The following is a 9,816-nucleotide window of genomic DNA, read 5'->3' as shown; positions in this document are numbered from 1 at the left end:
CGGCGGCCGGGGACGATCAGGCGCAGGCCCTGCCCGACGGCCCGCCCGCCGCGACGGACGCCCGGACCCGGGCCCGCTCGCAGGCTCGTGCGATCCGCGAAGCGGCCAGGAGCCAGTACCGCGCCCAGCGCCGCGAGTACCGCTACCGGCGCCGCGGCCGCTGAGCGTCTCGCCAGCGGGTACGAGGGGCCCACCGCTCGTCCCTGAATTCGTCGTACGGAACCTGTTCATCCGGCGGGCGGGAGTTTAGGCTCATTTCATGAGCATTCAATGGGGAATCGCCGGACCGGGTCGTATCTCGCGCACGATCGCGTCCGAGTTCGCGGCGGTCGAGGGCGCCGAGGTCGTCGCCGTCGGTTCGCGCAGTGCCGAGCGGGCGCGGGCCTTCGCATCCGAGTTCGGCATCCCGCACGCCCACGGCGGCTACGAGGCGCTGGTGGCCGATCCCGACGTCGATGCGGTCTACATCGCCACGCCCAACGCCCAGCACTTCCCGTTGGCGCTGGCCGCGATCGGCGCCGGCAAGGCGGTTCTCGTCGAGAAGTCGATGTGCTGCCAGGACGAGCACGTCCGCCAACTGATCCGCGCCGCCGGCGAACGCCGCGCCTTCCTCATGGAGGGCATGTGGACGCGCTTCCTGCCGGCCGTCCGGGCCGCTCACCAGGCGGTCGAGTCGGGCTCCATCGGCCGGGTGCGCGCGCTGCAGGGGGACCTGTTCGCGCACCGCGATTTCGATCCGGCCGATCGCCTGTTCGCGCCCGAACTGGGCGGCGGTTCGATGCTCGACCTGGGCGTCTACGCGCTGCACTTCGCGCAGGACTTCCTGGGCACGCCCAGCTCCATGCAGTGCACCGGCCGTTGCTACGACAACGGGGTGGACGCCGACGTGGCGCTCCAGCTGCGCTACGGCGACGGCTCGTTCGCCCAGCTGTGCTGCTCGCTGGCCGGCCACGGGCCGGCGCGCATGACGATCGCCGGCACCGAGGGCTTCATCGAGATCGGCCCGCGCTTCCACCATCCGTCGCGCATCATCGTGCGCATCCCGGGCAACGAGCCCCAGGTGATCAGCGAGCCGTTCGAGGGCTCCGGCTACCGCCTCGAGCTGCAATCGGTCACCGATGCGATCGCGGCCGGCGCCACCGAGCACGAGCTGGTGCCGCTGGCCGACTCGCTGGCCGTCGCGCGGACGATGACGCAGGCGCTCGACCAGTTCGGCTACCGGCCGCACGACCAGTTGACCCTGTGAGCGGGGGGCCGACCGTCCGGCCCCGCCCCCCACCGTGCGGGGCAGGGGCTCGTCCGGTCTCCGGCGCGCGGTCCGCTCGCGGGCCGGGCGCACCGGGCCGCATCACCGGCCGACCCGCCGGCACCCGCGTCCGGATCCGTGGGATCCTGGGACGGGAGCACCAACGGGAGGACAACGATGACGACGGTGGGTTTCATCGGGGCGAACGGCCTCATGGGGCACGGCATGGCGAAGAACATCGCCGAGGGGGGCTTCGAGATCCTCTACACGGTGCACTCGCACGCGCCGGCCGGCCTGGACGAGCTGGGCGCCCGCCGCGTGGCGTCGAACGCCGAGCTCGGCGCCCGGTGCGATGTCGTCGTCATCTGCATCACGACCGCCCAGGACGTCCAGCAGGCGGTGGCGGGCGCCGAAGGCCTGCTCACCGCACCCCGCCCGGGCCTGGTCATCGTCGACGCCGCCACCAGCGAGCCGGCCGTCACCCGCACGCTGGCCGCACAGGCCGCCGAACTGGGCGTGGCCTACGCGGACGCGCCGCTCACCCGCGGGCCGGCCGAGGCGGAGGCGGGCCGTCTCAACACGCTCGTCGGGGCCGATGACGAGGTCTTCGCCCGCATCGAGCCGGTACTGGCCAGCTACTGCGAGAACATCCTGCGCGCGGGCCCGGTGGGCGCCGGCCATACGATCAAGCTCCTCAACAACTTCTGCCTCCAGGCCGCGACGACGGCCCTGGCCGAGTCGTTCGCCGTCGCACGGGCCGCGGGCGCCGACCCGCGGACGCTCGTCGACGTGCTGGGCAAGGGCATGTTCGACAACCAGCTGCTGACCATCATGGGCGCCGCCCTGGACGGCGATCACGAGCGCCAGCGGTTCGCACTGGGCAACGCCCGCAAGGACGTGCGCTACTACACGCGCCTGGCCGGCGACGTGCAGGTGGCGCCAGTCGTCGGGGACGGCGTCCACGAGGCGCTGTCGCTGGCCTGCGCGGCCGGCTACGCGGACTCCAATGTGCCGTGGGTGGCGCAGGCCACGGCCCGGGTGAACGGCCTGGACACGCAGCACCCGTCCGAGGCCTGAGCCCGAGCGCCCCCGCGAACACCGCGCTTCCCGGTGGACATGTCGGCGCGGTGTTCGCGGACCCGGTCGGGTCCTGCGGGCTCAGGCCCTGCCGACCCTCACCTGCAGTCCGAGGTCGTCCTCGCGGCGCCAGTCGGCGGCGGGCTCGGCCCTGCGCATGCTCGTGGCGAGCACCTCGGAGGCGATGAGCCCGGCGTGGGTCTCGATGGCGGCGGCCAGGTCGGTGTCATCGGTGGCCCAGGCCAGTTCGATGCGGTCCGAGACGTCCAGACCGGCGGCCTTGCGGGACTCCTGCACGAAGCGGATGACCTCGCGGGCCCGGCCCGCGCTGACGAGCCCGGGCGTCAGCGTGAGGTCCAGGGCGATGGTGTCGCCCTGGACGTCGGCGACCGACCAGCCCTCGCGCGGGCGCTCGGTGATGAACACGTCGTCGGCGCCCAGCTCGACGGGGCCGACGCCCTCGACGTCCAGCGTCACCGTGCCGCCGGACAGCCCGGAGGCGAGGGCCGCGGCGTCGGCGGCGGCGACGGCCTCGGCGACGACGGGCGTCTGCCTGCCGTAGCGCCTGCCGAGGGCCCGGAAGTTGGCCTTGGCGCTGTAGACCACGACGTCGCCGGCGGAGCTGAACGAGTCGAGGCGCTCGATGTTCAGCTCGGCGGTGATCTCGTCGACCAGCTCGTCCGGCAGCCTGTCCATGGCGGCCGAGCTGACGAGCGCGCGGCCCAGCGGCTGGCGGGTCCTCACCCTGGCCTCGGCGCGGGCGGCGCGGCCCACCTCGACCAGCCGGCGCGCCAGCTCCACGGCCTCGCCCAGTCCGGCGTCGATGAGGGAGGTGTCGGCGACCGGCCAGCCGGTCAGGTGGACCGACTCGGGCGCACCGGGAACGGTCGGGCGGAAGAGGTCCTGCCAGACCCTCTCGGTGATGAACGGGGCCAGCGGCGCCATCAGCCGCGTGAGCGTGGCGAGGGTCTCGTGCAGCGTCCACAGGGCGCCGGCGTCGCCGTCCCAGAAGCGGCGGCGCGAGCGGCGCACGTACCAGTTGGACAGCTCGTCGATGAAGGACTGGACGAGCGTGCCGTAGCGCTGGGAGTCGAAGGCCTCGAGCGCCTCGCCGGCATCGGCGACGAGCTGGTTGGTGGCGCTGACGAGCCAGCGGTCGAGCACCTGGCGCCCGGCGACGTCGGGGGCCTCGCCGACCGGCGCCCAGCCGTTGGCGCGGGCGTACAGGCTGTGGAAGGCGACCGTGTTCCAATAGGTCAGCATGACCTTGCGGACGACCTCCTGCAGCGTCGTGTCGCCGACGCGGCGGGCCGACCACGGGGAGCCGGAGGAGGCCATGAACCAGCGGACCGCATCGGCGCCGTGCCTGTCCATGAGCGGGATGGGCAGCAGGATGTTGTCGAAGTGCTTGCTCATCTTGCGGCCGTCCTCGGCCAGGATGTGTCCCAGGCAGAGCACGTTCCTGTAGCTGGACTCGCCGAAGACGAGGGTCGGGACCGCCATCATCGTGTAGAACCAGCCCCGGGTCTGGTCGATGGCCTCGCAGATGAAGTCGGCCGGGAAGTGCTCGGCGAACCTCTGCTCGGAGCCGGCGACCCACGGGTAGCCCCACTGCGCGAAGGACATCGAGCCCGAGTCGAACCAGGCGTCGATGACCTCGGGGACGCGGCGGTAGGTGCCCGGCTGGCCGGGCAGGGTGAAGGTCACCTCGTCGACGAAGGGACGGTGCGGGTCCATGCCGGCCAGCTCCGGCCGCCCGGCCAGCTCGGCCAGCTCGGCGCGCGAGCCGACGCAGTAGAGCCTGGACGGGTCCTCGTCGTTGCGCCAGATCGGCAGCGGCGTGCCCCAGTAGCGGGTGCGCGACAGGGCCCAGTCGATGTTGTTGCGCAGCCAGTCGCCGTAACGGCCCCACTTGATGCTGTCGGGGTACCAGGTGGTCCTCTCGTTTTGGGCGAGCAGCTCCTCCTTGCGCTGGGTGGTGCGGATGTACCAGCTCGGTTGCGCGTAGTAGATCAACGGGGTGCCGCAGCGCCAGCAGTGCGGGTACGAGTGCGTGTGCTCCTCGGAGCGGAACAGGATGCCGCGTCCGGCCAGGTCGGCCAGGATCCTGGGATCGGCGTCCTTGAAGAACAGGCCGCCGACCAGGGGCAGGCCCTCCTCGAAGGTGCCGTCGGGCCGGATCGGGTTGATGACGGGCAGGTCGTTGGCGCGGCACACGGCCATGTCGTCCGCGCCGAAGGCGGGGGCCTGGTGGACCAGGCCGGAGCCGTCCTCGGTGGTGACGTAGTCGGCCAGTACGATGAAGTCGGCCCGCCGCTCGAAGGGCACGAACTCGTACGGGCGCTGGTAGTCCCAGCCGGCCATGTCGGCTCCGACGATGGTGTCGAGCACGCGCCAGATGCGGTTCCCGTCCTCGTCGGTGGCGCCCAGCACGGCGTCGAACAGCGGCTCGGCCAGCACGAGCCGCCGGGAGCCGTCGGTGGCGAGCACGTAGGTGACCTCGGGGTGCACGGCGACGGCCGTATTCGCCACGAGGGTCCACGGGGTGGTCGTCCAGACGAGCAGCTCGGCGCCGCGGCCGGCCCACGGGCCGCTGGTCAGGGCGAAGGTGACGTAGATCGACGGCTCGGTGACGTCCCGGTAGCCCTGGGAGACCTCGTGATCGGACAGGGCCGTCTCGTCCCTGGGGCAGTACGGCGTGACGCGGTGGTCCTGCACCAGCAGGCCGTCGTCGAAGATCTTCCGCAGGGCCCACCACTCGGAGTCGATGTACTCGGGCGCGAGCGTCCAGTAGGCCTCGTCCATGTTGACCCAGTAGCCCATGCGACGGGTCAGTCCGGCGAACTCGCCGACGTGCTCGCCGACCGAGGCTCGGCATCTCGCGTTGAACCCCTCGATCCCGTATTCCTCGATCTGGCTCTTGTGATCGATGCCGAGTTCCTTCTCGACGGCCAGCTCGACGGGCAGGCCATGGCAGTCCCAGCCGGCCTTGCGGTCGACGCGATAGCCCTGCATCGTCCTGAAGCGCGGGAAAAGGTCCTTGAAGACGCGGGCCTCGATGTGGTGGGTGCCGGGCCGGCCGTTGGCGGTGGGCGGGCCCTCGAAGAAATTCCAGCGCGGCCCCCCCCGGGTGGCCCGCCAGCTCTTGGCGAAGGTGTCGTTGGCCTCCCAGAAGGCGATGATCTCGTGATCCATCGCGGCCAGGTCGATCTGGGCGGGAACCGTCCTGTATCCGGCCGTGGTGGACTCGTGCTCGGACTCGGTGGATGTCATCGTTCCTCTTCGCTGTTGACGTCGCCGACGCTGCGAAGGGACGAGAGCCCGGCGCCGGAGGCGCCGGGGCGGCCCGCGGTACCACCCTTCTTGGGGCGCCCGGGGCGCCCCCTCTCGCTTGTCCGCCGCTGCCGGTTCTAATGAGCGGGGTGCCCCCGCCGTTCTTCCGGCGGCTCCGGAGTGATGGCTCCATCGACGCCGTGCGACCCGACACATTGTAGACGAGCCCCGGTCGCGGACGAGCCCCGGCGCCGCCCGGGACGACGGCCGATCGCCTCGCCGCGACACGCCGGATACTCCCCCGGATGAGACCTCCAGGACCTTTCCTGTGAAAAAATCAGGCATTTGGCTAGGAATAATATGAATTCTTACCTGTCTATTGGTAAACTGACCGGGTCCACCTCCACAGCGGGACCGCCGTTCCCGCACGATCGAATCGGGGTCTGTGCATGGGAGTGCCACAGGGCTACCGCGAGTTCATCGCGGAACAGACCCCCGCGCTCTACCGCACCGCCTTCCTCCTGTGCCACGACCGGGAGGGTGCCGAGAGCCTGCTCAACCGCACCGCCGCCTTGCTGCTGAAGCAGTACAGGCAGCGCACCAGCGATGCCGAGTGCGCAGAGTGGGCCAGGCTCTGCGTCTACCGCCTCTTCCTCGAGGACACCGCGAGGAAGGGCCACAAGGAGGCGCCCGCCCAGAACGCCGGCGAGCAGAGCGGCGAGGCCTTCATCGCCCGCCGCCTGGCGGCCCTCGCCCCGGCCGACCGGGCCATCGCCGTGCACGCCGTCCTCGACGACTGCAGCAGCCAGAAGGTCGCCATCGACCTGGGGTGCACGACAGGCGACGTACGCAGTGCTCTGGCCGCCTTCAGCGCGCTGGGCAGCTCGTACCCCGAGCAGCAGCAGGAGGGGAGCGGCCCCCCCACCGTCGTCATGCCGGCCGACGGCGACACCGACGGGGGCTACGAGCCCGATGCGCGCGAGGGGCACGGGCTCATCCCGTTGAAGGTGCCGGCCAGGAGGAGGAGGCTGGGCTCCGTCGTCGAGATCCGCCGCCATCTCGACGAGAGGGCGCGCCACAGGAGCGCAGCCGACGCCGCGGACTCGTCCGTCGGCTCCGCGGCCCAGATCGGCCTCACCTGGGTGCAGGGCGACGGGCCCGGGTCCAGGGGCAGGGTCTACAGCGGCGACCCCTCCCTCTCGGCGGCGGACCACGGCACCGGTGAGCACCCGGCGCGAACCGGCGACGACACTCCCGCACGAACCGACGGTCCGGCTCGTGTGATGACGAACACCCCCGACGACGACCGGCCGCAGGGTCAAGCGCCCCGCCGACTGGCCACAGGTTAAGGAAGTTCTGTGGGTATCAGCGACGAATTGCGCGATCTTGCGGCCACGCCCCCCGAGGCCACGGTTCTGAGCGCCTCCTTGGCCGACCAGGCGGTCGGCTTCGCGGTCCGTGCGCGCCGCGTCGCGCGCATGAAGATCGCCGCCGCTGCGGCGGCGGGCGCCATCGCAACCGCCGGAGTGGGCATCGGCCTGCTCAACTCCACCAGCGATCCGGCGCTGCCCACCACCACCCCGGTCGTGACGATCACCCCGAGTCCCAGCAGCGCGAGCCAGACGTCGGCCTCGCCCTCCTATCCGTCCCCCTCCCCGAGCCCGTCGTCGGGCCAGGGCGCCGCTGAGCAGCCGGCCGCGACGTCCGACGCGACGTCCGAACCGACCTCGCAGGCCCCGGTCCTGGTGCAGCCCGACACGCCGGAGCAGACCCCCGCCCCCCCCGAGCCCGACAAGAACATCATCGAGAAGATCATCGACACCGTGGCCTCGATCCCCCAGCGGGTCGTCGAGTTCTTCCAGCCGGACCGGTCCCCCGGCGACGGGCCGTCCCCCTCCGCGTCCCCGGCCTCCCCGTCGCAGAGCCCCACGCCGTCCTCCCCAAGCGCCTCGCCGACGTCGAGCACCACCGGATCCTCCTCGGCCTCGGCATCGCAGTCCATGCCGTCATCGTCCAAGTCCGGCAGCGGGACGGTCCCCTCCCCCACCGACCCGGGTATCAAGTGCTGGATCGAGTACCAAGGTGGCTCCAGCTCCCCGAAGCAAGTTCCCTGCGAGAAATACCTGCCGACGCCGGACGCCGACAGCAGCGAACAGGATTCGAGTTCCGCGAGGTCGGGCCCCACATCCCCGGCCTGCACCCTGGTGGTCAGTCGGGAGGGGCAGGATGACATCCGCCGCCGGCTCGACCAGTGCCCGTCCGATGAGGAGTCAACCGCGAAGTGATGCCGGGGGCAGACGGCCTGCCGGCCTCTCGCAGGAGCAGATGGCCGGCGATGGCAAGCGGCCGGGCCTCTCGGCGCGCTACTCCCCGTCCCCGACGTAGCGTCGGCCGTTGAAGGCCCGGCCGAGCGTCACGTCGTCGGCGTACTCCAGATCGCCGCCGACCGGCAGGCCCGAGGCGAGTTTGCTGACCCGGACGCCGGGGGTGTCGGCCAGCAGGCGCGATATGTAGGTTGCGGTGGCCTCGCCCTCGAGATTCGGGTTGGTGGCCAGGATGACCTCCTCGACCGCCGGGTCGGACAGGCGGCGCACCAGTTCGGCGATGCGCAGATCGCCGGGGCCGCGCCCGTCGATGGGGCTGATCGAACCGCCGAGCACGTGGTAGAGGCCGTGGAACTCGCGGGTGCGCTCGATGGCGACGACGTCCTTGGACTCCTCGACCACGCAGATCAGCGCCCTGTCGCGGCGCGGATCGCGGCAGATGCGGCAGGTCTCGGCGTCGGTCACGTTGAAGCACACCGTGCACATGTGGGTGTGCTCCTTGACCGTCATGAGCACGTTCGCGAGGCGCTCGATGTCGGCCTGCGGCTGCTCCAGCATCCAGAAGGCGATGCGCTGGGCGCTCTTGGGCCCCACGCCGGGTAGGTGCCCCAGCTCGTCGACGAGATCCTGGACCGGTCCGTCGTACACGTCACAGACCCAGCTGCCCGAGGTCGGGCATGGCCTGCCGGGCGGCGGCGGAGGCCCTCGTGGCCGCATCGCGCACGGCGGCCAGGACGAGGTCGGCCAGGCCCTCCGCATCGGACGGGTCGATGGCCTCCGGCCTGATGACCAGACCGATCAGTTCGCCGTTGCCCTTGACGGTGGCCTTGACGAGCTCGCCGCCGGCAGTGCCGGTGAAACTCGTGGACTCGAGATCGTGCTGGGCCTCCTGGAGCTGGGCCTGCACCTGCTGGGCCTGCTCGAGCAGGGCGTTCACATCCATACCCTCGGGGAACATGTGTGGTCTGCCTTTCAGGACGGGCGGCCGGGGTTGGCCACCGGTACGTGCAGAGCCGGCGGGCGGGCCGGTCGACGAATACCCATGGTACGTGGCGCACCCGACCCGCCGGACCGCCGGACGCCCGCTCAGAACCCGGGCTCGTTCGGGAGCTCCTCGATCAGTCGAGCGCCCAACTCGTCGATGAGGAGCTGGGCGGCGGACCTGTCGGGCTCCTCGACCGCCGCGTCATCCGCACTCGCATCGGAATCGGGATCGTACCCGCCCTCCCCCCCTCCGGGCTCGGGCGACGGTCCGACGACGTGGCGGCGCGTCGCCGTGGCGGATGATTCGTCCCGGGCCGGGCCGGCGGGCCCGACCGGGGCGTCCCGCGGTGCGCCAGCCGCACCGGGGTCCATCCGGGGGCCGAGGGCAGAGCCGACGGGGGCCGCGACGGGGCCGGGACGGTCGGCCCACGGGTCGTGACCCGGATCATCGGGAGCACCGGCGGTGCTGTCCGCGGGATCAGCGGGCGACTGCCGGGCCTGCGCAGACGCCCGCTCAGAAGGGTTTGGGCCGTCACCGCCGGGTGGCGGGCCGCCCTGCTGCCGGAGGCCGTCGACGGCGGCCCGGCCCTCGATGACCGTGTCGATCTCGAGGGCGGCTCCGATCACGTCGACGAGGGCCGCGTGCAGGACCTCGGAGCCGCCGTGCGAGACGAAGGACTCGCGGGCGCCCGGGTTGTTGAAGGCCAGCGTGAGACGGTCGGCGCTGACGTCGAGCACCTGCGCATTGGGGCTGAGCGTCATCCAGGCGAAGCGGCGACGGTTCTTGACCGCTTCGAGGACCTGCGGCCACATCTGGCGCAGCTGGCCGGTAGTGACCCGGGCGGGGCCGGGAGAGGCCTGCGGGACCGGCTGAGCCGGCTGGACCGGCGTGGGCGCGCCCGTCGGAGGCCG

Annotated in this window: 7 protein-coding genes and 1 pseudogene; 4 read left to right on the top strand and 4 right to left on the bottom strand. The window is 71.8% G+C overall.

Annotation, left to right across the window (positions count from 1 at the left end; genetic code table 11):
* Nucleotides 1-259: 259 nt before the first annotated feature.
* Both R2N01_RS10030 and R2N01_RS10025 read left to right on the top strand, forming a co-directional pair.
* On the top strand, nt 260-1,246 hold the full coding sequence (locus R2N01_RS10030; RefSeq protein ID WP_316670759.1) for a Gfo/Idh/MocA family oxidoreductase: 987 nt from the start codon (nt 260-262) through the stop codon (nt 1,244-1,246).
* A 177-nt stretch (nt 1,247-1,423) separates the two neighbouring features.
* Nucleotides 1,424-2,323: an NAD(P)-dependent oxidoreductase gene (locus R2N01_RS10025; RefSeq protein WP_316670758.1), complete on the top strand. Its 900-nt coding sequence runs from the start codon at nt 1,424-1,426 to the stop codon at nt 2,321-2,323.
* 81 nt (nt 2,324-2,404) lie between these two features.
* Here the strand turns inward: R2N01_RS10025 and ileS are convergent, their stop codons facing one another.
* The gene (gene ileS, locus R2N01_RS10020; protein WP_316670756.1) at nt 2,405-5,596 is read right to left on the bottom strand and encodes an isoleucine--tRNA ligase; all 3,192 of its coding nucleotides are present in this window, start codon (nt 5,594-5,596) and stop codon (nt 2,405-2,407) included.
* Nucleotides 5,597-6,045: 449 nt separating this feature from the next.
* Between ileS and R2N01_RS10015 the strand changes: the two genes are divergently transcribed.
* Nucleotides 6,046-6,945, top strand: a complete 900-nt coding sequence (locus tag R2N01_RS10015; RefSeq protein WP_316670754.1) for a hypothetical protein — start codon at nt 6,046-6,048, stop codon at nt 6,943-6,945.
* Nucleotides 6,946-6,954: 9 nt separating this feature from the next.
* Nucleotides 6,955-7,881, top strand: a complete 927-nt coding sequence (locus R2N01_RS10010) for a hypothetical protein (protein ID WP_316670751.1) — start codon at nt 6,955-6,957, stop codon at nt 7,879-7,881.
* A gap of 78 nt (nt 7,882-7,959) precedes the next feature.
* On the opposite strand, the gene recR is transcribed toward R2N01_RS10010, so the two are convergent.
* The 3 genes and pseudogenes from recR to R2N01_RS09995 all read right to left on the bottom strand — a co-directional run.
* The gene (gene recR / locus R2N01_RS10005; RefSeq protein WP_316670749.1) at nt 7,960-8,568 is read right to left on the bottom strand and encodes a recombination mediator RecR; all 609 of its coding nucleotides are present in this window, start codon (nt 8,566-8,568) and stop codon (nt 7,960-7,962) included.
* Nucleotide 8,569: 1 nt separating this feature from the next.
* Complete coding sequence (locus R2N01_RS10000) at nt 8,570-8,878, bottom strand: YbaB/EbfC family nucleoid-associated protein (RefSeq protein ID WP_316670746.1); 309 nt, start codon at nt 8,876-8,878, stop codon at nt 8,570-8,572.
* Between the two features lie 128 nt (nt 8,879-9,006).
* Nucleotides 9,007-9,816 (bottom strand): annotated as a pseudogene (locus tag R2N01_RS09995) (hypothetical protein); the annotation flags it as partial.

The sequence above is a fragment of the uncultured Propionibacterium sp. genome (genome assembly GCF_963539965.1).
Lineage (GTDB): Bacteria > Actinomycetota > Actinomycetes > Propionibacteriales > Propionibacteriaceae > Propionibacterium.
This window is presented reverse-complemented; position numbering and strand designations above follow the sequence as displayed.

Coding starts and splice junctions, on each gene's coding strand:
- R2N01_RS10015 (WP_316670754.1), top strand. CDS start 6,046: ATGGGAGTGCCACAGGGCTACCGCGAGTTCATCGCGGAACAGACCCCC.
- R2N01_RS10030 (WP_316670759.1), top strand. CDS start 260: ATGAGCATTCAATGGGGAATCGCCGGACCGGGTCGTATCTCGCGCACG.
- R2N01_RS10000 (WP_316670746.1), bottom strand. CDS start 8,878: ATGTTCCCCGAGGGTATGGATGTGAACGCCCTGCTCGAGCAGGCCCAG.
- R2N01_RS10025 (WP_316670758.1), top strand. CDS start 1,424: ATGACGACGGTGGGTTTCATCGGGGCGAACGGCCTCATGGGGCACGGC.
- ileS (WP_316670756.1), bottom strand. CDS start 5,596: ATGACATCCACCGAGTCCGAGCACGAGTCCACCACGGCCGGATACAGG.